At 42.7% G+C, this 23,330-nt stretch carries 22 protein-coding genes and 1 pseudogene; 9 read left to right on the top strand and 14 right to left on the bottom strand.

Annotation, left to right across the window (positions count from 1 at the left end; translation table 11 throughout):
* Nucleotides 1-66: 66 nt before the first annotated feature.
* A complete protein-coding gene (locus tag C6P39_RS21580; RefSeq protein ID WP_095175733.1) occupies nucleotides 67-300 on the bottom strand; it encodes a kinase in 234 nt (77 codons plus the stop codon).
* Between the two features lie 177 nt (nucleotides 301-477).
* Between C6P39_RS21580 and C6P39_RS21585 the strand changes: the two genes are divergently transcribed.
* Entirely contained in the window at nucleotides 478-1,386 is a 909-nt protein-coding gene (locus C6P39_RS21585; RefSeq protein ID WP_095175734.1) for a DUF2935 domain-containing protein, read from the top strand.
* 194 nt (nucleotides 1,387-1,580) lie between these two features.
* Here C6P39_RS21585 and C6P39_RS21590 read toward each other — a convergent pair whose 3' ends face one another.
* From C6P39_RS21590 to C6P39_RS21605, 4 genes are all read right to left on the bottom strand, one after another.
* Entirely contained in the window at nucleotides 1,581-2,669 is a 1,089-nt protein-coding gene (locus C6P39_RS21590) for an alpha/beta fold hydrolase (RefSeq protein WP_167398049.1), read from the bottom strand.
* 91 nt (nucleotides 2,670-2,760) lie between these two features.
* A complete protein-coding gene (locus C6P39_RS21595) occupies nucleotides 2,761-3,408 on the bottom strand; it encodes a TetR/AcrR family transcriptional regulator (protein ID WP_104805141.1) in 648 nt (215 codons plus the stop codon).
* A 219-nt stretch (nucleotides 3,409-3,627) separates the two neighbouring features.
* Nucleotides 3,628-4,623, bottom strand: coding sequence for an SPL family radical SAM protein (locus C6P39_RS21600; RefSeq protein WP_104805142.1), 996 nt, complete (start codon nucleotides 4,621-4,623; stop codon nucleotides 3,628-3,630).
* A gap of 28 nt (nucleotides 4,624-4,651) precedes the next feature.
* Entirely contained in the window at nucleotides 4,652-5,509 is an 858-nt protein-coding gene (locus tag C6P39_RS21605; protein ID WP_095175737.1) for an AraC family transcriptional regulator, read from the bottom strand.
* A gap of 247 nt (nucleotides 5,510-5,756) precedes the next feature.
* Here C6P39_RS21605 and C6P39_RS21610 point away from each other — a divergent pair, with 247 nt between their 5' ends.
* Entirely contained in the window at nucleotides 5,757-8,348 is a 2,592-nt protein-coding gene (locus C6P39_RS21610) for a beta-glucosidase (RefSeq protein ID WP_104805143.1), read from the top strand.
* 97 nt (nucleotides 8,349-8,445) lie between these two features.
* Nucleotides 8,446-8,955 (top strand): GyrI-like domain-containing protein, encoded by a 510-nt coding sequence (locus tag C6P39_RS21615; protein ID WP_104805144.1) that lies wholly within the window; start codon nucleotides 8,446-8,448, stop codon nucleotides 8,953-8,955.
* 44 nt (nucleotides 8,956-8,999) lie between these two features.
* On the opposite strand, the gene C6P39_RS21620 is transcribed toward C6P39_RS21615, so the two are convergent.
* Together C6P39_RS21620 and C6P39_RS27590 are read right to left on the bottom strand one after the other, a co-directional pair.
* On the bottom strand, nucleotides 9,000-9,971 hold the full coding sequence (locus C6P39_RS21620; RefSeq protein ID WP_095175740.1) for a helix-turn-helix transcriptional regulator: 972 nt from the start codon (nucleotides 9,969-9,971) through the stop codon (nucleotides 9,000-9,002).
* Nucleotides 9,972-10,271: 300 nt separating this feature from the next.
* Complete coding sequence (locus C6P39_RS27590; RefSeq protein ID WP_158661622.1) at nucleotides 10,272-11,624, bottom strand: transposase family protein; 1,353 nt, start codon at nucleotides 11,622-11,624, stop codon at nucleotides 10,272-10,274.
* A gap of 216 nt (nucleotides 11,625-11,840) precedes the next feature.
* On the opposite strand from C6P39_RS27590, the gene C6P39_RS21630 reads away from it, so the two are divergent.
* From C6P39_RS21630 to C6P39_RS21645, 4 genes are all read left to right on the top strand, one after another.
* Nucleotides 11,841-12,197, top strand: coding sequence for a TIGR04076 family protein (locus C6P39_RS21630; RefSeq protein WP_095175741.1), 357 nt, complete (start codon nucleotides 11,841-11,843; stop codon nucleotides 12,195-12,197).
* Nucleotides 12,198-12,366: 169 nt separating this feature from the next.
* Nucleotides 12,367-13,206, top strand: coding sequence for a hypothetical protein (locus C6P39_RS21635; RefSeq protein WP_104805145.1), 840 nt, complete (start codon nucleotides 12,367-12,369; stop codon nucleotides 13,204-13,206).
* Between the two features lie 43 nt (nucleotides 13,207-13,249).
* Complete coding sequence (locus C6P39_RS21640) at nucleotides 13,250-13,726, top strand: RNA polymerase sigma factor (protein WP_104805146.1); 477 nt, start codon at nucleotides 13,250-13,252, stop codon at nucleotides 13,724-13,726.
* Nucleotides 13,723-14,547, top strand: coding sequence for an anti-sigma-I factor RsgI family protein (locus C6P39_RS21645; RefSeq protein ID WP_104805147.1), 825 nt, complete (start codon nucleotides 13,723-13,725; stop codon nucleotides 14,545-14,547). Before C6P39_RS21640 ends, C6P39_RS21645 begins: the two co-directional genes overlap by 4 nt.
* Before the next feature lie 50 nt (nucleotides 14,548-14,597).
* On the opposite strand, the gene C6P39_RS21650 is transcribed toward C6P39_RS21645, so the two are convergent.
* The 5 genes from C6P39_RS21650 to C6P39_RS21670 form a co-directional block, all read right to left on the bottom strand.
* Nucleotides 14,598-15,221 carry a hypothetical protein gene (locus C6P39_RS21650; protein ID WP_242987101.1) on the bottom strand — a complete coding sequence of 208 codons (624 nt, stop codon included), beginning with the start codon at nucleotides 15,219-15,221 and terminating at the stop codon, nucleotides 14,598-14,600.
* A complete protein-coding gene (locus tag C6P39_RS21655; RefSeq protein WP_104805149.1) occupies nucleotides 15,178-16,548 on the bottom strand; it encodes an ABC transporter permease in 1,371 nt (456 codons plus the stop codon). The genes C6P39_RS21650 and C6P39_RS21655 overlap by 44 nt, the downstream gene beginning before the upstream one ends.
* Entirely contained in the window at nucleotides 16,549-17,424 is an 876-nt protein-coding gene (locus C6P39_RS21660) for an ABC transporter ATP-binding protein (RefSeq protein WP_104805150.1), read from the bottom strand.
* Between the two features lie 71 nt (nucleotides 17,425-17,495).
* Nucleotides 17,496-18,686: a sensor histidine kinase gene (locus tag C6P39_RS21665; RefSeq protein ID WP_104805151.1), complete on the bottom strand. Its 1,191-nt coding sequence runs from the start codon at nucleotides 18,684-18,686 to the stop codon at nucleotides 17,496-17,498.
* Nucleotides 18,674-19,354 carry a response regulator transcription factor gene (locus tag C6P39_RS21670; protein WP_104805152.1) on the bottom strand — a complete coding sequence of 227 codons (681 nt, stop codon included), beginning with the start codon at nucleotides 19,352-19,354 and terminating at the stop codon, nucleotides 18,674-18,676. Before C6P39_RS21670 ends, C6P39_RS21665 begins: the two co-directional genes overlap by 13 nt.
* A 181-nt stretch (nucleotides 19,355-19,535) precedes the next feature.
* Here C6P39_RS21670 and C6P39_RS28345 point away from each other — a divergent pair.
* Together C6P39_RS28345 and C6P39_RS21675 are read left to right on the top strand one after the other, a co-directional pair.
* A pseudogene (locus C6P39_RS28345) lies at nucleotides 19,536-19,730 on the top strand (MerR family transcriptional regulator); the annotation flags it as partial.
* Between the two features lie 60 nt (nucleotides 19,731-19,790).
* A complete protein-coding gene (locus C6P39_RS21675; RefSeq protein WP_330407108.1) occupies nucleotides 19,791-20,408 on the top strand; it encodes a TipAS antibiotic-recognition domain-containing protein in 618 nt (205 codons plus the stop codon).
* A gap of 105 nt (nucleotides 20,409-20,513) precedes the next feature.
* On the opposite strand, the gene C6P39_RS21680 is transcribed toward C6P39_RS21675, so the two are convergent.
* On the bottom strand, nucleotides 20,514-22,547 hold the full coding sequence (locus C6P39_RS21680) for an ABC transporter permease (protein ID WP_104805154.1): 2,034 nt from the start codon (nucleotides 22,545-22,547) through the stop codon (nucleotides 20,514-20,516).
* Nucleotides 22,537-23,301, bottom strand: a complete 765-nt coding sequence (locus tag C6P39_RS21685; RefSeq protein ID WP_095175752.1) for an ABC transporter ATP-binding protein — start codon at nucleotides 23,299-23,301, stop codon at nucleotides 22,537-22,539. Before C6P39_RS21685 ends, C6P39_RS21680 begins: the two co-directional genes overlap by 11 nt.
* Nucleotides 23,302-23,330 lie beyond the last annotated feature (29 nt).

The raw sequence follows: 23,330 nt of genomic DNA on the forward strand, positions 1-23,330 counted from the left end.
GAAAACGGACTCCTATGAGCCCGTTTTTTCGTTCATGATAATAGAAATCATGCGGTGGGCGATTATTTACCAGTCCTTCATGACCTGAAGGATTTCCTCTTCATAATCACCGGTAATATCCTCATTGTATCCCCCGTGCTTCACATTCGTCTCCACGCCCCAGCCGTTTTCCTGGTATTCCCAGATATGATAAGGGACACCTCTGTAATCAAAGTCCAGGCTGCCGCAGCCGTCCACTTCATTATATTGAAACTCCAGGGATTTTTCTTTCAGAAGATTTTGTATTTTTTCCAGACGCATATGCATATCCTTCCTTTGTGATTATTTACATGTACTATTGTAACAAACAGAAAGAAAAATAGCCAGCGGCCACTCTGAAAATAAGAGAGAAAATTCATGCTGGATGGGGATATGGCGTAAAAAGAGACCATTTACCCCCTTAATTCATATAATATAAAAAACTAAATGGATATATAGATGAAAGATTATGCAGTAATATCATTGGAACTTCACTTGTTTTTTATTAGAATCATGAAGGAACATTCACTTTTTCTTGAGGCCGGATTTCAATTAAAGGATGCAGCCTGCATAAAAAAAGCAGGATGGTTCAGAGAACAGTTTGAGAAGATTTTAGGGGAAGTTGTGCAGTTAAGCGACGGCCTGGTGGGGTGCGGGGTGCTGGAATCACAGGAAGTGGTGACAGATTTTACAAGGCAGTCAGAGAAAAAGACATCACAGCTTACAGGGATACCGATTGATACATGTATTACGGTCAGGGAAGAAAAGCTCACAGCAGGAAACGGATGCAGCAGCAGGGAGACAAGGAACGAGGTAAGGATGCTCAACCAGAAAGTTCTGCATCTGCTAAACGGACTGATCGAGTTTAAAGAAGGGATCCTGGCAGATACGGAAGGATGCAGGTTGTTTACAGCCAATTATCCGCTGCTGATAAAACACATTATAAGGGAGGCAAAATTATATCGTTCATTTTTATTGGAACTGGAAAGACGTGGTACGATCAGTGCAAAAAGCATGCGTGAGACCGAAATGTTCTGGAATCAGATCATGATGGAACATGCCTTATTTATCCGTGGATTACTGGACCCGTCGGAGGAAGAGCTGATCGCAGCTGCTGATGAGTTTGCAGGAGACTATAAAAAACTTTTATGCGAAGCCAGGAATAAAAATAACAGAACTATGGGTGATCTGACGAAAAAAACATTACAGGAAACAGAAAAATATAGAGATTTCAAGACGGCAGGTACAAAAGGAATTAACGACTGTGAGATCTCGTCCATTATCCTGCCCCTGCTTGCAGACCATGTGCTGCGGGAAGCAAACCATTATCTTAGAATCTTAGAGAATACATGTGATAAAAATATATAAAGGTATTTGACACTGGTATAATGCCAAGTGACAATGGTTTCGTTCTTCCAATGTCGCCGTGTGTTCGCTTGTTTGCCGCATGAAGCGGAGTCGGTCCCTCCGATTCATGCGGCAGATGGCAAAACAGGCAGTGCCGGCGGTGTTGTTGGCGTAGATAGCGAGTGCTGTATCACAGGAATTTACGCAACACTGTACTAGCTGCGATTTGCCAATTTCGGTGCAATTTCCTCTAACAATATGCGGTCAAATTCTGCCTTGTTGCTAAGAAAGGGCATATGATCTGCATCCGGAATTGAAAAAATCTGTTTATCCGGTGCCGCTATTTCATCAAAAAAAGATTTTGCCAGAAGATAGGGGCTGTTATAATCATTTGCTCCCATTATGTAGTATACCGGAACTTGATAATCAGCTCCGTAGTTTCTTATGTCGGCTTTTTCCATTAAAAACGGCATCACGTCCCCTTGATCATGAAATACATGAAGCTGGTTGAATAGGAACGAATTTTTTAGTTCGTTAAATGAATAATACGGAGTTGCCAGTATGCGGATCACATCACCTAAACCCATATTTACGGAAAGTCCGTATTTGCTTTGATACGTTCTTACGGTCATCAGATCTGCCATATAGTTTGGACCGTAATCCGATGGCGGATATGGTGCAACAGCTTCCAGCGCCTTGATATCTTTTTGGTTTCCTGCCGCTTTCGCCACTTCCAGCGTCTTTTCATAGCCCACACGCTCATTGTCCGCCATCTTAACCACCTGCGAAATCCCGATATACGCGCTGTAATCCTCCGGATAGGTCTGCACAGCCATGGTTCCCAGCACCGTCCCCCAGCTATGGCCTGCGAGGATGATCTTTTTCTTGTTGAACTGCTGCTGTAGATACGCCGTCACTTCATGGACATCTTCCAGAACACGCTCCGCACGCATGGTCTGCAAAACTGCCGCCGGATCGTTCGCAAAGTATGTTTTGCCTACATTGCGCTGATCCCAGTTGACCACAGTAAAATCATTTTCCCACGCATACTGGTACAGATGTAAAAGTGGCATCATTGAATTACCGGGGCCTCCATGCACCCACAGGATGATGGGGTTGTCTGCGTTTTGTCCCCGGATATATAATGCCTGCTTTATGCCGCCGATCTCCACCATTTCCATGCGGTCTATGCCGGGAGCTTTGATTTTATGTCTTGTTCGTATGATCGCAGGGGCTATCAGCCGCAAACATGCAAACGCTAGAATAAAAACAGCGATCAGTGAGCAAAAAGTGATTAACAACATATTTGATACCTCCTTATGAGTATTCTTTTTTCAGTCACAATGGCAGCTCCTCCAACCGTTATTTGTATAATAAGAGCATCGGCTTCATCTGTCACACAGAGCTATTTTCGTAAAAATCACTAATAGAATTTATGATTTCATCTTCAAGTATATCAACACCTAATTGTCTCATAAGATGCTGCAAAAATCGAAATCGTTTTTGAAGTGTGGAAAAATCACCCTGAAAGATATCCGTATCACACCAAAAGTTTAAGAGCAGCAGAAGAACCTCCGCACATTCATTGGGAAACGCTGTAGAGATGCTTCTATCTTCTATGCCTTCTCGTATAACATCTGCTATGATTGGTGCAAGTTTTTTTACGTTATCCTGTGTAAAGGCCAGTATGATCTGTGGACTTTCTGCCGCACTTGAGATCATATTACCGGACTCTTTGATAATCTTTTCATCCATTAAATTCCGCCTAATCAAACCTCTCAGCTTTTCCTTTGCTGTAAGTCCGTGCATTTCATCAAGCCATTTTTTTACCGTTTCTGTTATCTGCTCAAACTGCCTTTCCATAACCGCATTAAAAATATCTTCTTTAGAACTGAAGTGATGAAAGATCCCACCCTTTGACATTCCCACAGCATCTGCGATATCCTGCATACTTGTTTTATCATATCCTTTTTCAGCAAATAACTTTGCAGAAATGGTAATGATATTTTCAATTGCTTGTTTTGGATTGTTCTTTCTGGTCATCCTATAACCCCTTTCCACTAAAAACCGACCGTTGGTTTTTATTATACAAGCTATTTCTGCTCCTGTCAAGCAGCACTGCGTTTATAGCAAAGCAATAAGGATTGGTGGTTAACGTATCTTTCTTTGCAAGAAAAACGCCGTCCATTGTCTCCAATGGCGGCGTTTTGATGCAGGTTGACACCTGTGTTTTCGTTTATTTCCGGTAATCATCTGATAGATTCAGCTGAAATACAAAATTTCCATATGCGGAAGTTTTCTGGCTAGCTCAGTCCGGAAAAAAAGTTCTCCTTCCTGTCTGGAAGGCTGATCATAACCGTATTTACCCCGGCCCCGGACCTGCATTTTTTCTTTGTCATAAAGATCCGGGGCATCCGGGAAGGCCTCCTCATTGATCTTTCGGTGGACAAAGCTATAGCTCATAAAAATGATTTCTATAAATGCGGTTTTCTTTACTTTTTCGGAAAGTTTTTCAGAAAGAACCGTGATCAATTGACTGTACATATCCTGCCATCCGGGGAGAAATATGACAGGTGCAATGAGGATTCCGCAGGGATATCCTGCCTCACACATTTGGTTGAGAGCTTCTATACGTTTGTTCAGAGGTGAAGTGCCCAGTTCAATCTGTCGGATGATCTTATCGGGATTTACGCTCATGCGGAAAATGACTTTTCCGCCGTGGTGCAGGGGAAGAAGGGGGGCCACACTGGCAAATTTAGTTGGGAAAGTCAGACGGCCTTTTCCACTTTCAGCAAAACGTTCTATGGTCCATTCCAGGTTGTGGGTGATGGTGTTTTCCAGGACCAAGTCACTGTTGCTGCCGATTTCAAAGGTCAGATTTTCGGATGAACGGTCTGCAGTTTTCATGATCTTGTCAAGCATCTCTTCCCGGTTTACAAAAAGACGGAGATAAGAGCATTTATTATAATTGCAGACCAGATAACAGTACAGACAGGCTGCAATACAGCCGGATGAGGTATAAGGTACAAGAAAATCCGAGACTTTGGCGTTGGGTACATGCCGGTGGGTTTTGCGGATGCCGATAATGAGATACTGCTTCATTTCTCTGAAATCAGAGTTGGGCCTTGTGCGCAGTTCGTCTATTTTATTATGGCTGTCAATGGGAATCCAGGTTCTGTCCTGGTATTTTTGTTTCAGGTATTTTCCTAGTTCATAGCCCATGGCTGCTTCTTCATAGTAGATTTTGTCTGGAAACATATATGCGGACCTCCATGATAGTATAAACTTAGGATGGCAGTTCCGGTGAAAAATATTCCCTGATCCCGCTTCGTATTCTCTGGGGTGTATCACCGTACAGCTTCTTAAAGGTGCGCATAAAAACTTTATAATTGCTGATTCCGTTTCTTTCCATCAGTACAGTGATACTTTCATCTGTATTTTTCAGATCATCATATAAATGCATGGTGCGGACAGAATTCAGATACTCCAGAAAGGTCTGTCCTGTGTACCTTTTAAACAGACGGCAGAAATATTCGCGGCTTACGGCAAGGCTTGCGGCGGCGTCATCTAGTGTCAGCGGTTTTTGAAAATGGACCCGGACCCAGTCCATAACCTGGGTAACCCGCTCTAAATCTCTGTTAGTTCTTACTTCCGGCGCAGCGGGGGAGAGGGAACAGTAATTCTTATACAAGTGGTACAAAAATTCATAGAGATTGGCAGCAAAAAAGAACTGATAGCCATTTTCCTGGTAAGTATAGGCATCCAGCATCTGCTCCAGGCACACACGGAGGTTTGAGAAGTCTTCTGTATGATCTCTCGGTGAGATCATTGTCTGAAAGTGCAGGTTTGTGCCGGAGGGCAGGAAACTTTGGAGCTGTTCAGCGGAAATCTGCAGCAGGATATAAGAAACTGAGCCATTGGCCCGGGTCATGTGGAGTTCTTTACTGTTGATTATCATCAGATCGCCGGGGGTGAGCAGATAGGAACCCGCCTGCACGACCGCGGTCAGTTCCCCCTCCATCATATATAAAACCTCCAGATAATCATGCCAATGGGCAGGAATGGTCAGGTCCGTACATTGGGACAGCATAAATTTTGCAGGCAGACCATTTGTCTCCCGGACTTTCTCATATTGGTACGGCATGTTTGCCTCCTTTTGATAACGTTGTTTTATCATCAATGCCAGTGCTCCATCCGGTCAGACACAAGACCGGGCGGAGCACTGGCGTGTGTTTGTCAATACTGACAGAGAACCTTCTGGTAATATTCTAGCAAACCGGGGGAAAAATATCAATATCAGCCTATAAATAGTTAAAAAGAACCGTAGAAATTTGGGAGGTTATTGGTCATAATAGTACATAAAGAAAGACAAGTTATCTGGGAGGAATACCATGCAGTTAAAAAAGAAAACATTTACGGGAACAACTTCAAATGAAGTGACAGTAAGAGAGACCGAAAACAGAAAAACGGCCCGCCAGGCAGCCGCAGAAGGATTTGTTCTTCTGAAAAACCAGGAGCATATCCTGCCTTTAAAAAAGGGAATAAAGCTTGGCCTGTACGGGGCAGGTGCTGTGAAGACCATAAAGGGCGGTACAGGCTCCGGTGACGTAAACGAGAGGGAATGCATCAACATCTGCCAGGGCTTAAAAAATGCCGGGTATGAGATCACCAGCGATGCCTGGCTGGATGCCTATGCATCGCTCTATGAGGAGACACGGCTTAAATGGCGGGATGAAATTTTAGGAAAACTGAAAGCATACCATGACAATTTCTTTGAAGCATACTCCACGACTCCCTTTTTCATGCCCTGCGGAGATCCGGTTGATATGGAGAAGGCTTCTGCAGATGGTGCGGATACGGCGATCTATGTGCTGAGCCGTATTGCAGGTGAAAATGCGGACCGCCATGATACGGAGGGGGATTATTTCATTTCCGCTGAGGAAAAAGCATTGATCGCCCAGTTATCAAAAGCATATCACTCCCTGGTGCTGGTCATCAACACAGGAGGCCTTGTGGATCTGGCCTTTGTGGAGGAATTTGACAATATCAAAGCTGTTCTCCAGTTTGTACAGGCAGGACAGGAGGGTGGAAACGCTTTCGCGGATGTGATATCCGGCAAAGTAACACCAAGCGGCAAACTGGCGGATACATGGGCTCTTACTTATAAAGATTATCCCAACAGTGACACGTTCAGCTTTAAAAACGGGGACGTGAATACAGAAAAATACCAGGAAGGCATTTATGTGGGATATCGTTACTTTGATACTTTTGACGTGCCCGTGCGCTATCCTTTCGGTTATGGACTGTCTTATACAGACTTTTCGATCAGCACAAGGGATATCAAAGTAATAAATACAGAAAACGGCAAACCGGAGATCGCGGTAACTGTGGAGGTGACCAACGCGGGAGATACATATTGTGGAAAGGAAGTTGTGCAGATTTACGTTTCCTGCCCCCAGGGGAAGCTGGAAAAAGAGTACCGCCGCCTTGCCGGATTTGCCAAGACAGAGGAATTAAAACCGGGAGAAACCTGCCGCATGACCATTACCTTCCCGGTTTATCAGCTGGCTTCCTTTTGTGAGGAAAATGCAGCTTGGATCCTGGAACACGGAACATATGGTATCTGGGTCGGAAATTCCATTCAGGACGCGGAGCTGGCCTGCAGTCTATGCCTGAACGAGGATGCTCTTTTGGTACAGTGTGAACATATCTGCCCTCTGAAAGAGGAATTGACGGAACTGGTACCGGACAGGGAGAAGATGAAAGCGAAGGAGGCTGCCTGGCTTGAGCTGGCAGCAGGACTTCCCTCTGTACAGATCTATGCCGAAAAAATCGTGAAAGAAACGGTGGTATATGCGGAACTGCCCAAACACTTTAATGGCAGGGCAGGCGAGATCGTGGAATCTCTTTCCGAGGAACAGCTTGTACAGATGGCTTGCGGAGACCCGGGGAAAGGACAGGACGCTGTTATTGGTTCTGCGGGATTCACAGTACCGGGAGCAGCGGCTGAGACTTCCTTGGCTGCATCCAAGGACCCCTGGAATCTGCCGTCCATGGCTCTGGCAGACGGCCCTGCGGGGCTGCGCCTGAACCAGAAATACCAGGTGGTAGACGGGGAGATTGTGCCCGAGAATTTCATGAAATCCATAGAGAAGGGCTTTTTTGCAGAGCCGTCCGAGGAGAAGGGAACGGCTTACTATCAGTATTGTACAGCAATTCCGGTGGGGACACTGCTTGCCCAGACCTGGAATGCGGAACTGGTAAAAGAAGTGGGCGAAATGATAGGAAAAGAGATGGAGCTTTTCCGGGTGACGTTATGGCTTGCTCCGGGTATGAATATCCACAGGAATCCGCTTTGCGGCAGGAATTTTGAATACTATTCCGAAGATCCGCTGTTGTCAGGTATGATGGCTTCTGCCATGACTCTTGGCGTGCAGAAGGTACCGGGATGCGGGACTACGATCAAACATTTTGCCTGCAACAATCAGGAGGATAACCGTATGGGGTCTGACTCCGTACTGTCCGAACGGGCTTTGCGGGAGATCTATCTGAAGGGATTTGAGATTGCAGTGAAAAATTCCCAGCCCATGTCCATTATGACATCTTATAATATGATCAACGGTGTACACGCTGCCAACTGCTATGATATCTGTACCAGAGCAGCCAGGGACGAATGGGGTTTTGCGGGGGCTGTCATGACAGACTGGACAACTACCTTTGCGTCTCCCAGAGGGGAGTGTACAGCCGCCGGCTGTATGCGCGCAGGCAATGATATGGTAATGCCGGGGATTCCAAAAGACCATGAGAATATCCGCCAGGAACTGCAGGCAGGGACACTGGATATCCGGGAATTGAAACGCTGTATCTGCAATACAGTGAAACTGATCCTTAAGTCTAACCAGTATGAGGACGCGGTCAGCTACCTGGAGCAGTTTGAAGGGCTGGATACTTACCTGAAAGTCCATGTGGAGTGCCGGAAATAAGGTGGATATACATAGGAAAACATGGTATAATAAAGCATCAGTATAGACAGGCCGTTTTATGTAATAGGACAAAAATCGAAAAGAATGGAGATTACTTATGGCTGAAATTAAACGTGTATACCGCCAAACAATGCCGGCAGTGAAGCTGGTGGGCAGATGCTACAGGGAAGAGGATAAAGAAAACGGTGTATTTGCAAACAAGTGGGGTGAGTGGTTTCAAAATGACCTGTTTGCACCGCTTCAACTGTCCGATGCGGGGGAGGAGCCATTTGAGGATTGCGATGCCTACATAGGCTTATGCCGCTGCAAAGAAGGGGAGCCGTTTCAGTATTGGATCGGTGTGTTCATGCCGCTGGATGCCCCAGTACCGGTTGGATATGACAGTGTTGTATTAGATGCGGGTGATATTGCTGTATGCTGGGTATACGGCAAGGAGCCGGATATCTATACCCATTGCTGCATGAGTCGGCTTGAAGAGGAAGGGTTTGCGTGGAAAGCAGATAAGGATGGAGTGATGTGGTGCTTTGAGCGATATAGCTGCCCACGTTTTACTACGCCTGACGAAGAGGGCAATGTAATACTTGATATGTGCTTTTATGTGAAATAAATAGGAGACAGAGCAGGGAGCAAGGGCAGAGGTGCCCCCGCTCCCTATTCTTTATTTCGTACGGGTCTGATGTACTTGAAATATTGTGCCGGATCATAATAAAAGTACATGATCCTGCCGGGTGAGGTATCCATGCAGTGATCCGTCTGAGAAAAATCAAAAGATGCCATTGCATGTTCAATTTTATCCTCTACACTGCGGTTTTCCTGCTCATAATCGAATGGTCCATGTTCAAAAACAATATATTCGGCTTCGGGAATATCAGCCACGTACATTTGCGGCGGTACTTCCCCTTCAAAATCAAAAGGAAGCCGTACCCCCCAACATTCGGAACGCAGAAAACCCCAGTCGCAGAGCCTGCCGTCCGGGTCGTTTATGTACGCCATGATCTGACCGCTTTTACAGTTGGGTTCGCTACCGCCATCATCATCCGGTTTACCCTTGATACTATCCAGCAATCCGCAGATTGTGTCATGATCCTGCCCAGGAATAAGACTTTGCTTTTGCCAGAAATCCCAATATCCGTTACTTTCACGGTTTCTAATGTACAAAAATTTGTGCCTGGGAATGGTTATGAAATAAATTTTAACGCCGTCTGTTGATCTTACCATACCAATCTCTCCTAAACCGAAAAAGTAGCGGTCAAACGCATTGATCTTTGTACGGAGAACAAGAGGTTTCGGATTTTTCCTATAGTCACTGGGCGCGATGCCGTATGTTCCTTTGAAAGCCCTGGTAAAGGCCTCATGAGAGGAAAAGCCATGATCAAAAGCAATATCCAAAAGACTTTTTGTACTGTCCCGCACCTCTTTCAGAGCAAAGGCTAATCTTCTGAGCCGCAGATAATCTCTAAACGGCATTCCCGATATTTCTTTAAATTTCCTGGTTGTGTAAAATTCGGAATATCCCAGCATATGGGAGAGATGATGAAGTGTCAAGGCTTCATTATCATAATTTTTGATACAGTTGTCAATTTCATCAACGATTCTTTGAATTTGTTTTTGCCATTGGTACATATGTTTGCCACCTCATGTGTGTCACTCTGCCTGCGCCTTTATCTTATAATGCTACATTATATCATATAGCAAGGAATGTGGCATGAAAAATAATGACAAGTCAGCGGTGAGGAATAAATTTTATTTATTTCTCAGACTTTACTGCATACTTTTCTTTTTACAAATTATCCACCTTTTTTCTAACATTGTTCTTTGTTATACACATCCTATTTCTATACGGATACCGTTTCCAAAATTTGTGGATAACTATTCTATTATTTCAGCTTTCTTTTAACCACCACCTGTGTTAAAATAATCTTGTTATTCCAGATACACCGTTGTGTATCTAAAAATATAGGATACATCTTCGTCCGTTACTGGCTGTCTTCTAAAACTTTCCAGTAACCCCGAAGATGTATTTTTTAGTGTCTGGTTCAGCTCTTTTATATATGGATTCCATGCTACATAGAGCTGCATCAGGATATCTGCTATCTGCGTCAACAGATAGTGGTTTTTCATCGCATTGCTGTTTTTACTGTTGAGGTGTTCTATACGGTACAGTCCCTTCTTCTGGTTGTTAAAACCTTCATTTTCTATTTTCCAGCGCCCTCTTCCGGCAAGTATCATTTCTTCCAGGTTCCGTTTCGTTACTTCCAGACTGGTCACCCATTCAAAACATAGGCTCTCTTTCTTTCCTTCCTTGTCTTTTCTTTCATATTCATACTCAAATACATTCATAACCTCTGTTTTTCCGGCAACTTCTTCCACATGGTTTGCATAGAATCCCCTTCCCTTCTCTTGGCATAATCCTGGCTGACGTTCGGCATCTTCACCAGATTTTATCCATTCAAAACCTTCATCCAGTTTTTTCTGCCTTGTCTCTTTTTGGGTAAAAAGATATTCCCAATGGCAGGTTTTCTTACATAGCTTCATGAATGGTTCTGTTGCGTATAATGCATCACCCTGGATACAGATGGGAAGCCTTGGATAAGCTTTTTTTATTTTTTGCAAAAGACGTTTTGCGGCAGTCAGCTCACAGTCCTGTTTGCTTACATCTTCTTTTTCGTTTTCTATGAATTCCGTTCCCAGACTGATAACGATCTTATCACTCAGTACTATCTTTGCTTCCAGAACTTTATGATGATACAGCTTTACCGTCTTTCCATCATCGGTCTTTCTTTTCGTGCACAGACAGTTGTCACAATGCCTTTCCTTAAAATAAAACAAACCTGTCCCATCCAGGATGATCCGCCAATATTTCCCCAACAGCCGGTTTCTATGAAACTGCCTGCCACGGATCAAACTTGTGACCATCTTTTTTCGTAGATCTGAAAGGCACTCCGGCGACAGCCTCTCCAGATAATAATTCAGAGTATCATAATGAGGCATTTCCTCCAGATGCCGGTTTCCTGACAGAAGACGAAGTGTATCAATACAGGTTTCTTTATTGAAGTTTTCCTCCATCTCTCTCATGGAAAACTGACCACATACATTTTTTAGGATTGCCATATATCCCAGATCTGCCTGTGTGTATGTGATATAACTCTGGTTTCTTGGGTCATCCATCTCCATGATCCATTCCTTTAAAGAATGGAAAAAATGATTTGTGACCATCATAAGATCAACGATCTCCCTATCCTGTTTCTTTCGTTCCCGCTTTTCCCGTTTTCTCATTTTTAAAACCTCCAGTGCGAAAAATTTATTACTTATATTTTACCGCACAGAAGGCTATCCTGCATAAAATCTGGTTATTTTATTGTGAAAAATATTTATTCCTCAAAGCTGATGACAAGTGAAATCAAGCGGTAAGTTACTTGTTCCTTTATAATAGGGATTGTCCCGATACTGTCATATTAAAATGTTTGGGAAATAAAAAGTTGGAGGTTAAGCATGAAAAAATGGTATAATGAGGAGTATGAATGGGAAATTGAGGTAATAGGGTTCCTTCGCGGTGACCATACAGAACGATATTGCCGAAACGGTGAGGAGATTGGGGATAAGTATACCTGTACTTACGGCTGTCCTGTAAATGCGGATGGACAGGGGATTTGTTCTAAGGTCATGATGATGATGTTTCCGGTCATGGAGGCTGTCAGGAGCGGCGGGGATTTAGAAAATATTGGCGGCAGCAGCAAATACTGCAAGGATATTGTATGTCCGGATGGCTGTGTTATGTTTCGGATGACGGCTGAGAAATTTGAGAATGAAAATTTTTTTAAGGGAAAGTTTTTTGATCAGTATAATTAGGATCCATCTATGATATTAAAATTTTTCATCTATTTTTGAAAGGATTTCTCCGTTTCAATCGTTTTATTAATATAACGAGGATTTTTCAGCCGGCCGATTTTTCGTCTGGCGTGGCGGAAAAAGTAATCGCAGAGAATAAAAGGTATGATAAAGAATCGGAGGAATGAATATGAAATTTAATAAGAGAAAAGTTCTGGGGGTAACTGCAGCAGGTGTGATCTTGGTGGGGACTATGAGTACAATTGTTATGGCTGGCGGGAAGGATGACTACAGCCGTCTGTGGTGCAGGGAAACTGTGTGCAGCCAGCATGGGACGGATTGTCAGAACCGGGAAGACTGTGTGTTCGGTTCCAACTGTCGGAATCAGGAAAATTGTGTAAACAGTTTCACCGGACAAAGACAGGGAAATGGAATAGGTAATACGGAAGACCTTTCAATAGTGGATGCTGTAAAGGGAGCTGCCAGCCAAAGTGATGCAGGAAGTGCAAGCAGCGCCGTCGGTCAAAGCAATGCAGGAAGTGCAAGCAACGCTGCCAGCCAAAGTGATGCAGGAAGTGCAAGCAGCGCTGCCAGCCAAAGTGATGCAGGAAGTGCAAGCAGCGCCGCCGGTCAAAGCAATGCAGGAAGTGTAAGCAACGCTGCCAGCCAAAGCAATGCAGGAAGTGCAAGCAGCGCCGCCAGCCAAAGTGATGCAGGAAGTGCAAGCAGCGCCGTCGGTCAAAGCAATGCAGGAAGTGCAAGCAACACTGCCGGTCAAAGCAATGCAGGAAGTGCAAGCAGCGCTGCCGGTCAGAATCAAACACAAGTTGTATACGGAACTGATTGCCCGAATCAGGAAAATTGCGTGAATGGGACCAACTGCGAAAACCGGGAGACCTGTATGGATACAGAAGGCTGTCAGAACCGGGAGGGATGTGCGAATTCTCAGTACAGCGGCTCAGCTTCCGGTACAGCAGGAGGCCATGGTGCGCGTCATGGCGGAAACCATGGAGGCCACCACGGAAAATAATGTGGATTGCTTCATCATATAAAGCTGAAAGGATTTTATTTACATGATGACAAAATGGGATATCAATCTAATAGTGGAAGAATACGCAGATACCATAACCCGTATCTGCTATTCTTATGGAAAAAATTATGATGATACCCAGGACATTATGCAGAATGTATTTTTAAAACTAATGCGTGCCAACCCGAAATTTGATTCAAAAGAGCATGAAAAGGCCTGGATCATCCGGGTTACCATTAATGAATGTAAAGATTTTTTGAAAAACATTTTCCGTAGGCATGCTTCTTTGGAGGAAATACAGGAAATACCCATAGAGGAGGAAGAGGATTTATCTTATATCCGAGAAGCAGTCCTAAAACTGCCGGACAAATACAAATCGGTCATCTATCTTTTTTATTATGAGGGCTACACGGCAGTGGAAATAGCGGGCATCCTCCATAAAAAAGAGAACACAATTTATACCTGGATGAACCGCGCCAGACAGATGCTGAAAGAAATGGTGGGAGGTGACGTGGAATGAGCAGAAAGATCAGAGATGCATTCGATTCTGTAAAAGCGGATGAACAGATGAAGGAAAAAACCAAAGAAAACCTGATGGCCCAACTGGAGCACTGTTCTAAACGCCGCTTTTATCAAAGACCTGTGTTTTATAGAACGCTGGTCGGAGCGTTGCTGCTGGTCCTGGTGTTTTCGGGGAGTATGAAGGCTTATGAGATAAAAGCTGAGGCAGCTTATATCACTATGGAAGGTCCGGTTGAGATTGGGCTTTCCGTAAACGGGAAGGATACCGTGATCTCAGCAGAAGGGCTGAATGCCGACGGAGAAAATATTGTCTCTCAGGTGGATGTCACAGGAATGCATTACCGGGAAGCCCTGCAGGCTATCATGGAAACAGATTCCTATCAGGAGTGCCAGGGAGGAAGGGCAAAGGTAAAAGTTTCCTGTCATGATGACAAGCAGGAAGCGGATATGCAGCAGAGTGCGGATGAGACGTGTCATTCCTATGGCCGGCAATACCGGGAACATCACGGTCAGGAACATGAGGAAGAGACAGAAGGCCACCGGGAAAAACACAGTGGGCAATATGGCAGAAAACATGGGGCTGCCGTTTGGGAGAATCAACCGGAAGGTCAGCAGGAGAATCAGCCTGAAGGTCAGCAGAAGAATCGGCCAGAAGGTCAGCAGGAGAATCAGCCGGAAGGTCAGCAGAAGAGTCAGCCGGAAGGTCAGCAGAAGGATCAACCAGGGGGGCAGCAGGAGAATCAACAAAGAATCCGGTCATCCGATGCTTCCGGAAATGATAATGGGGAGCATGGGCACAGAAACGGACATCATGAGTAATAAAGGCAGGGAGTTCAGGCATATAGCCTGGGCTCCTTTACCTTTTAGATTTATATTCTGCGGATACTGTATTTAATAAGGGCCAGGAGCACCCCTAATAAAATAATAACCGTAAGAAATAGAGTGACCAGTTTTTGAATTTCAAGGGTTCCGTTTACAATAGGGAACATATAGGCAATACTGCTCTCTTTTATAATTTCAAGCTGGCAGAAAGACCAATACGCTAAAGCTGATAAATACCCGATAATGACATTACTTCCAGCTTGTGAAAACACAAGTCCTAAAAGCCCTAAAAAAACGGCATAAAGTATGGTTACCGTGATATACCCCCAAAATGGAAATATACAGTTGTTACATAGCATGATCATGGCAAATGCAGTGATCACAACAGCAATCAACAGAAAACCGCATAAAAACCGGAAGCCAACACTTTTCATGTACGACCATGCTCTTGTATAAATGATTTCCTTTATTCCTGTTTCTAATTCCTGTTTCGTTATTGGTATAAGGATAATTGCCCCAATCAAAGCAGCCGATTGCCCTAACACTCCGGCAGAATGTATATTATCTAAATTTGAAATACCTCTTATCACAGGAATGAGCAATAAGTGAGCAATACTTAGCAGCAGACTATTTTTGAATGTAAGAACGAAATCTATTTTTAAAAAATCCAAAATGTTTTTGCAGGAAGTAAGCATAATTGAATCTTCCACCTCTTTTCTGGTCGTATACAATGATAGATAATACCATCAGCACCAGTGCTAAACACACAAACAATCCTCTGTTCAAGCAGATTAAAGTGAAATTTCGGTGTATAATTTCGGATCCATTTAACGTATTATGTCGTATCATCAGTGTAAAAAGGGTTGTATCGCCAGATAATCCGGTAACAGAGGTGTCAACAAACCACCATATAAACTGTACCAAGACCGCTAATGGAGTTGAGGTTAAAATTGTCAAAAACATTCCCAATGACGTCACGATCATAGCTGTAGGCAATAGCCACCACATAATATATTTGATAAAAGCAAACATATCTATTGCAATACCCGTATCTGCAGAATAGCTTATTAACGGTATGAAAGACTCCATACTCAAAAGTACAACGGGCAGCATGACAGCAGTGAGCATGGCAAAAAAGCGGATGACAATAAGCTTTGCCGTTCCCGTCTGCTTACTATCTATCAGTTCATGCATACGGTTTCGTCTGTCCTTTAACCAGAAAATAACTACTGCAAAAACAGGATACAGACCGATTGCTCTGCCGGTATAATCACAGAACAGCCTTGCAAAGGCGTTACTGACTTTATCGTCATAGATTGTCTTGTTATATTCTTCAATAGCTTCATCATAGGTCACTTCAGACAGACCATAATACTGCAATAGATTTTCCATAGAATAATTAGAACCTTTTCCGATTATACTTTCTGCCTCTGCCATTAGTTCCTTAAATCTTTTATAGGATACCTGAGGGATAAAAGTATGATTATCATGATCACCCATTTCAAAAGAAAAACTTCCGTTTTCATTCTGTTCTATGTCAGCTCCGAAATGTATGATGTTGCCATTTATATCTGGGAAATAATTGTCTGGAAGATTACGAATTTGCTTTTCATCCAGACCGGTTATCTCACTGATGATTTCCAATATTGCTTGCTGCTCTTTATCGCTTAAAACAATTTCTTTATAGTATGAGTAAGGATAAGTGGAATAGGAATTTTTTGAAAATTCGATTATAAGCATATCTGTACCGCCAGACATGATTTTCTCTGATACTTCTTTATTTTTCATTCCGTAACTATCTGCATTCTTTTCCGGCTTTTTTAAAAGGGAACCTCCTGTGAACTCTGAATAAACAGAACTCAAATTATCTTGAGAAGCAGAAATTTCCTGCTTTGTTACTCCATAGAAATTTTCATACCAGCTAAACAAAAGCAAGCCAATGAATAACACATACACAAAACTAAAACAGACTTTTTTTAATTCTTTTATGAACAGCATTTATTCCACCTCCATCTTATGATCTGACAGTAAATACATATAACTATCCTCAATGGTGGGATTACAGGAAACCCACTCTTTTCGGGGAGCTTCATTGGATAAAAAACGGCAGGATATATTAGCACCGTTTTGATAAATGCTGATTATATGGTAGTTCTGTTTAAATTCCTCCAGTTCCTTCTGCAGAAGAATAGTGGTATAGACTTTACCGTTCCCCAATTTTAATAGGCTGTCAATGTTTCCTTCAAAAATAACCATACCGGCACATAGGATTGCTGCTTTGGTGCAGGCTGCTTCAATATCGCCGGCTATATGCGTAGATAATAGAATGACCCTATCCATAGCTAACTCTGAAAGAAGATTATAGAAACGCAGTCTTTCTTCCGGGTCCAGCCCTGCGGTGGGTTCATCAATGATCAAGATCTTAGGGTGATTTAACAAGGCCTGTGCAATGCCAAACCGTCGTTTCATGCCACCGGATAAATTCTTAAATCGTTTATTTTTTTCAGGTTCAAGATTAACCTGCTTTAATAATTCGTTAATGCGTTCTTTCCGGATACTCTTTGGCAGTTCAGCTAAAATCCCCAGATAATCTAAAGCGGAAGATACACTCATATTTGGATATACCGAAAACTCCTGGGGAAGATATCCGATAATTTTACGGATTTCTTTTTTGTTTTTTATATCAATCCCATTAATTCTTATTGTTCCTGCCGATGGCTCTGACATGGCTGCCAATATACGCATTAAAGTTGTTTTACCGGCACCGTTTTCCCCCAGTAATCCATACATACCAACAGGTATATGTAGGGAAATATCTTGTAACACCTTTTGTTTTCCATAATTTTTATGCAGATGTTCAATTATAATTTCCATAAAAAACCTCCTTACGTTTGTCTGTAAGGAGATTATTTCATAGAAAAGTCAATTTTTAGAAAAGTTTCCGGTTATTTATGGATTTTTATTGTAACGGATGCTCCGTGCTCCGGTCTGTTTCTTAAATATAAAACGCCCCCCAGCTTCTCGCAAAGTATCTTACTGATAGAAAGTCCTATGCCAAAATTACCACCGTTTGTAGGAGATCCGTAAAAGAATGAGGCTGCAGAACTTAATTCTTCCGGCGTAAACCCTATACCGTCATCCTGGATAACGAAAGAAACACAATGTTTGGTTTCTTGTATGGTTAACCAGATCTTATCATTGGAAAACCGGAGTGCATTATCAAAAACATTCTCCAGCACTTTACAAAGGATATCCCTATCCGTTTGAACTTGCAGTGTTTTAGAAAGATCTTGTACTTCTAACTGTTTTTTATGTTGTTCTGCTAATAATGAAAATCCTTGTGTTATCTCTGATATAAATATCTTCAAATCATAAAAATCTTTTTTGATCTCAATGTCTTCAATTTTCTGAATATCATTGACACAATCCACATACCTATGCAGTCTGCCTGTCGCACCTGCCATATTTTGAAGCGTTGTCCGCAGAACATCATTTGTAAGGATACCTTTCTCCATTGATTTTTCTAAATAGTCAAGATAACCATTGATCACAGTGATCGGCGTTCTTAAATCATGCGAGATAGAAGCAGTCAATGCCTTTCGCTCCTGCAGCATATCCCACATTTTACGATTGCTCTTATAAACTTCATTTCTCATATGTTCAAAGGTATCACATAATTTTCCTAATTCATCCTCCGAACGGTATTTTATTTGAAAATCCAAGTTTTGCTCCGAAATATAATGCATTCCGTTTTTTAGATCCTCAAGCGGCGTCTGCAATTTCAACTTATAGTAGAATTTAGCAACGACTACAGAAGCAATTATAATATAGAAAACAGGAAAGACTACCATTAAAGCTGTTACCATCCAATAATAGATTTGCTTTTCATCCGACAGTTCGCCGTGTACATATTCTTTTGGAACAACCGTTAAACCATTTTCTGTATCAGTATTGTTTTCACTTGTATAGCCGGTAACAATAATGGGCCTTGTATCCAGTATACTTTGCTGTATATTAGAAAGTCTAAATATTGTAAGGAGTGAAAGTATGCTGACGATCCCTAAACAAAAAAACGCCAGTAACACCAGTGATTTTTTTAATGACATATTTTGAAGCAGCTTTTTTATTTTATCCATTTGTACCCCACTCCCCAAACAGTAGAAATATAGGCTTTCTCTGTATATTCAGAAAACTTTGAGCGGATTTTCCGTATATGCTCCTTGATGACTGCGCTGTCTCCGTTACTATCGAACCCCCAAATGATCTCATATATTTTTTCTCTGTCAAAGACCTGTCCTGCATTTGCAGATAATAGCTGAATGATTTCAAACTCCTTATTTGATAATTCAATCCGATTGTTTTTGATATAAAGGCTCCTGTCCGAATAATCAATGATAAGTTCTTCTGAAAATTTATTTTTCGTTTTCTTATGGCTTCTGTTTTCACGGCGTAAATGTGCAGAGAGCCTTGCCAGCAGTTCGCTCATGGAAAAAGGCTTTGTTATATAATCATCGCCACCTGCCATAAGCCCATTTATTTTATCCTGTTCGGATACTCTGGCTGTGAGAAAAAGAATAGGGCAGGATACAAAATCTCGAATAGACACACATAAATCAAGTCCGTTCATACCGGACATATTAATATCTAATAAAATAATATCGGGACAGTTTGATAATTTATCCAAAGCCTCTTTGGCATTGATTGCTGTATAGACAACATATCCTTCTGATTCCAGTTGCAGCTTCAGCATATCCAAAATGGATGGCTCATCATCCACGATTAAAATTTTATATGTTTCCTTCATAAATTTTCACTCCTTGTTTTAATAAATAAGGCTTATATGAAACTTATAACACCAAAATGTCAAAATTTAGTCAAATTAATGGTTGACTCTCACGCTCCGTGATAGTGTATGATAAAATCATCATAAAAAAGAAATATGATACAGAGCAGCAAAACATACAAACAGAAGGGAGTGGGATCATATAAAGACAGTAAAACAGGTTTCTGAGCTTACGGGAATCAGTGTCAGGACATTACAGTATTACGATGAGATAGGGCTTCTGGCGCCAACAAAGCTGACGGATTCCGGCTATCGGTTATATGATGAGGATGCGCTGGAGACATTACAGCAGATACTCTTTTTCAAAGAGCTGGATTTTTCCTTAAAAGAGATCAAAGGCATAATAGAAAATCCCTGCTATGACAAGATAGCAGCGTACAAGCAGCAGAAACGCCTATTGGAAACGAAACGAAAACGGCTGGACAAAATGATCTGTCTGCTGGGAAAATTAGAACAGGGGGAAACGTGTATGAGTTTTAAAGAATTTGATACAGAAGAATATTTTAAAATGTTGTCCGAATTCAGAAAAGAGCATGAAGATTCCGTCATAAAAAGTTTTGGCAGCGTAGAGGCCTTTGATGAGTGGGTAAGTAAATGGAAAGGAAAAGAATCCATACTTGCTGACTCGGCAAAGAAAAACTATGGAAGTATGGAAGAGTTTATAGATGCCATGAAAAAAAACCTGGAAAAAATGCCTGATCTGATGGAAAAAGGAAAGAAACTCGGGGAAGGCGGGGGACTGGAGCGTAACAAAGAACTGACCCAGGCTTTGATGTCTGATCTGACGAGAGACCCCGGTTGCGAGGAAGTACAGGAGATTATAAGGGAATGTGTGGAAATCACAGAAAAACTGTACGAAGGAATGGAGATGGGAAATAATTTCTGGGAAAACATGGTAGACAGTTATCTGCATGAAAAAGTCCTGATAGAAAGTCTGGATAAGATGTACGGTAAGGGAGCCTCCGAATTCACAGGCAAAGCCTACCAGTATTATTTTCAGAACAGAAAAGCATAAGATCAATACAACATAAAGAAAAATATTTTGGGGAAGTCTGTTTTATCAGACTTCCCCAAAATAGCATTCATGCTCATATAAATTTGCGGAGCAAGGTTTTTTTCTTTATTCCACTTCAGGCGTCTTTTGCACCGACATAATATTCCTCTTGAACTCAATATAAGTAGCAATAAAGTAAATCAGATACACGCCTCCAAACAGCAGCAGTGCAAGCCCGAAATAAGACCAGGAGGGCGCCTGAATGCCGGAGTATTTTACAAAGTTATGACTGATAAAGCCAACAATGCCTCCGCTTAGCAGAACGGCTCCTGCAAAGGGACAGATATAGTAGATGACAAGCTGCCGAAATATTACCTGGTTTAATTCTTTTGCGCGCATACCCAGTTTGCCCAGAAGCTGATAGCGGTACTTGTATTTTCCGGAATCGGAGAGCTGTTGTACAGCCAGCACGGTGAGTGCAACGCAGAGGAATACAAGCCCCACATAAAACAGCGGGAAGATCAAGGTGGAGAGCAGAAATTTCATTTCCTTTGTGTCATTGTCTTTTAGAAAGACTAACTTATCGGATATATAGATGGCATCGGATCCGGTTCCCCGGTCCAGGTTGTCTATATAGTTGTCAATTTCCTCGTAAGAATCATTATTCGTTTCAATCCCCCGCTGTGCTAGCACCTGATCATAGAGCGTATCAGGAAGACTGCCCTTTATCTCCGCAGCCATAAGAGAGTAATAGGGGGTCATAAAGACAGTTGAATCATCCGGAACAACCAGAAGATAATCGGCACCGTTGTGACCACTCTGTTCAAATGGCTCCGTATAGATCCCTGCACAGGTGTAATCCGCATTTTGAATCTTCAGAGGTTTTTCGGTAAAAGGAATCCATGTTTTTTTCAGCCGTTTTTTTGTCTGGATCAGATATTGGTTCCCGGTCAGGGATACCGGTTTCAGGCCCAGCATCTGCCGCAGGGAATTATAATCGCTCAAACGGATATAGGTGTCATATTGAAAATAGTAGGAGCTGTCTGTCTCCGGGAGCTGTTCCACCAGATATTGCCAGCACGTGCCGGTATTGTCCTGATAAATGTTATAGACCAGAGAGTTTGTGATCTGAGCGTATTTTTCAATCAGCTCTTTTTCATCCTTGAATTCATGATTGGTCTGTTCACTGTAAATACATACGTCAAAAGGATACTTTTCCTGTGCCTGGGTGTTTTGAAACTGATTCAGCATCAGGGCATCCGAAACCCCTACCAGAGCAACCATAAAAAGGATCGTGAGTGTACCCAGTGTAAACTGCATGGTTTTTACCTTGGAGGCAAGCTGCCTGAGCAGAAAAATATTGGCACCCGTGTACACACCTGCCTTTCCCTTTCGGATATAGCTGATAAGAAAAGCAGAAAGTCCCATATAGAGAAAATAAACAGAGGCCATAAGTGCCGCTATCATGGGATATACATTCCATTCGTTGAAATGTCCGAAATACAGCATCCATCCAAACAGCAGGATTATAAATAAAGAGACAAAAAACATCCACTGTTTCCCTGATCGGTTCCCGTTTTTCAGCTCCTCATTCTGGCGGTCCAGGTACATCATTTCCCGGATATTCATCTTTTTAAAACGCCGGCTGCTCCGAAACATTGCCAGGATATAAGAACCAAAGAAAATACCGGCTGTCATGAAAAAGGTACCCATATTCCATTGGATATGAATGGTATACTCAGCCTGTACGATGGCATAGATCAGTGTGGTGATCAACTGCTGCAGAAAGAGACCGGGGAGCAGGCCAATGATGAAGGCAGCCAGTCCGAGAAGCAGCATTTCCTTTAAAAATAACCTTGCGATCTGCTTTTTGTGAAAGCCCAGCAACAGGTAAGTGGCAAATTCCCTGCTTCGTTTCTCTGCCATGAATTTCATCATATAATGCACCAGCCATATGATGATCAATACAATAAAAAAGGTGGCAAGCCCCAGCATGGCGCCCATCATCCCAGCTTCGGAGCAGAGCTTATTTATATCATCTGAGAAGATCATGGAGTCAAAAGAGAACATCAGAGCAGCGGTAAATATCATAGTCATAAGATAGATGAGATAATCCCGAAAGGAGCGTTTGGCATTGCGAAGAGCCAGCTTATTCAGCATCTCCATCACCTCCTGTCAGGGAGAGCACATCCAGGATCTCATTCAGGAATTCCTTTCTGCTTTTGGATCCTTTCTGCAGTTCGTGAAAAATTTTTCCGTCCTTCAGAAAAAGGATACGCTTACAGTAACTTGCGGAAAAAGCGTCATGTGTGACCATCAGTATAGTTGCGTGCATCTGCTCATTCATGTGGGTAAAAGTTTCCAGAAGCATCCGGGCAGATTTGGAATCCAGAGCGCCTGTGGGTTCATCGGCAAAAACAATTTTCGGATGATTGATCAGTGCCCTTGCACAGGCGCAGCGCTGCTTTTGCCCGCCGGACACCTGATAGGGGAACTTATCACACAGGGGCAGAATGTCCAGGCGTTCCATGATCTTTTTAGTCCGTTCCTGGATTTCCTTTTTGCTTTTTTTCGTCAGGGACATGGCAAGGGAGATATTTTCCTGTATTGTCAAAGTATCCAGCAGATTGAAATCCTGAAACACAAATCCCAGGTTGTTCTTCCTGAAATCCGCCATTTTGTCCTCGCTAAATCCAGTAATATCTTCCTGGCCATAATAAATGTGTCCTGATGTCACCATATCCACGGTTGCAAGCAGGTTTAAGAGTGTCGTCTTGCCGCTTCCGCTGGCACCCATGATACCGGTGAACTCGCCTCTGTTTACAGCAAAAGAGATGCGGTCCACAGCTTTTGTGAGATTGTTTTTGCTTCCGTAGTATTTTTCAACATCCTCCACTCGGATTAATTCTTCCATCTTGTTATCCTTCCTTTCCGGTTTCAGTA

Origin of the sequence: Blautia marasmi (assembly GCF_900258535.1) — a bacterium.
Taxonomy (GTDB): domain Bacteria; phylum Bacillota; class Clostridia; order Lachnospirales; family Lachnospiraceae; genus Blautia; species Blautia hominis.

Bases quoted from the DNA above. Each gene is read 5' to 3' on its own strand.
- C6P39_RS21605 (WP_095175737.1), bottom strand. From the start codon at position 5,509: ATGCCGTACCAATATGAGAAAGTCCGGGAGACAAATGGTCTGCCTGCA.
- C6P39_RS21580 (WP_095175733.1), bottom strand. From the start codon at position 300: ATGCGTCTGGAAAAAATACAAAATCTTCTGAAAGAAAAATCCCTGGAG.
- C6P39_RS21665 (WP_104805151.1), bottom strand. From the start codon at position 18,686: ATGGATAAAATAAAAAAGCTGCTTCAAAATATGTCATTAAAAAAATCA.
- C6P39_RS21660 (WP_104805150.1), bottom strand. From the start codon at position 17,424: ATGGAAATTATAATTGAACATCTGCATAAAAATTATGGAAAACAAAAG.
- C6P39_RS21615 (WP_104805144.1), top strand. From the start codon at position 8,446: ATGGCTGAAATTAAACGTGTATACCGCCAAACAATGCCGGCAGTGAAG.
- C6P39_RS21600 (WP_104805142.1), bottom strand. From the start codon at position 4,623: ATGTTTCCAGACAAAATCTACTATGAAGAAGCAGCCATGGGCTATGAA.
- C6P39_RS21610 (WP_104805143.1), top strand. From the start codon at position 5,757: ATGCAGTTAAAAAAGAAAACATTTACGGGAACAACTTCAAATGAAGTG.
- C6P39_RS21595 (WP_104805141.1), bottom strand. From the start codon at position 3,408: ATGACCAGAAAGAACAATCCAAAACAAGCAATTGAAAATATCATTACC.
- C6P39_RS21635 (WP_104805145.1), top strand. From the start codon at position 12,367: ATGAAATTTAATAAGAGAAAAGTTCTGGGGGTAACTGCAGCAGGTGTG.
- C6P39_RS21680 (WP_104805154.1), bottom strand. From the start codon at position 22,547: ATGCTGAATAAGCTGGCTCTTCGCAATGCCAAACGCTCCTTTCGGGAT.
- C6P39_RS21585 (WP_095175734.1), top strand. From the start codon at position 478: ATGAAAGATTATGCAGTAATATCATTGGAACTTCACTTGTTTTTTATT.
- C6P39_RS21670 (WP_104805152.1), bottom strand. From the start codon at position 19,354: ATGAAGGAAACATATAAAATTTTAATCGTGGATGATGAGCCATCCATT.
- C6P39_RS27590 (WP_158661622.1), bottom strand. From the start codon at position 11,624: ATGAGAAAACGGGAAAAGCGGGAACGAAAGAAACAGGATAGGGAGATC.
- C6P39_RS21655 (WP_104805149.1), bottom strand. From the start codon at position 16,548: ATGCTGTTCATAAAAGAATTAAAAAAAGTCTGTTTTAGTTTTGTGTAT.
- C6P39_RS21630 (WP_095175741.1), top strand. From the start codon at position 11,841: ATGAAAAAATGGTATAATGAGGAGTATGAATGGGAAATTGAGGTAATA.
- C6P39_RS21620 (WP_095175740.1), bottom strand. From the start codon at position 9,971: ATGTACCAATGGCAAAAACAAATTCAAAGAATCGTTGATGAAATTGAC.
- C6P39_RS21645 (WP_104805147.1), top strand. From the start codon at position 13,723: ATGAGCAGAAAGATCAGAGATGCATTCGATTCTGTAAAAGCGGATGAA.
- C6P39_RS21685 (WP_095175752.1), bottom strand. From the start codon at position 23,301: ATGGAAGAATTAATCCGAGTGGAGGATGTTGAAAAATACTACGGAAGC.
- C6P39_RS21640 (WP_104805146.1), top strand. From the start codon at position 13,250: ATGATGACAAAATGGGATATCAATCTAATAGTGGAAGAATACGCAGAT.
- C6P39_RS21590 (WP_167398049.1), bottom strand. From the start codon at position 2,669: ATGTTGTTAATCACTTTTTGCTCACTGATCGCTGTTTTTATTCTAGCG.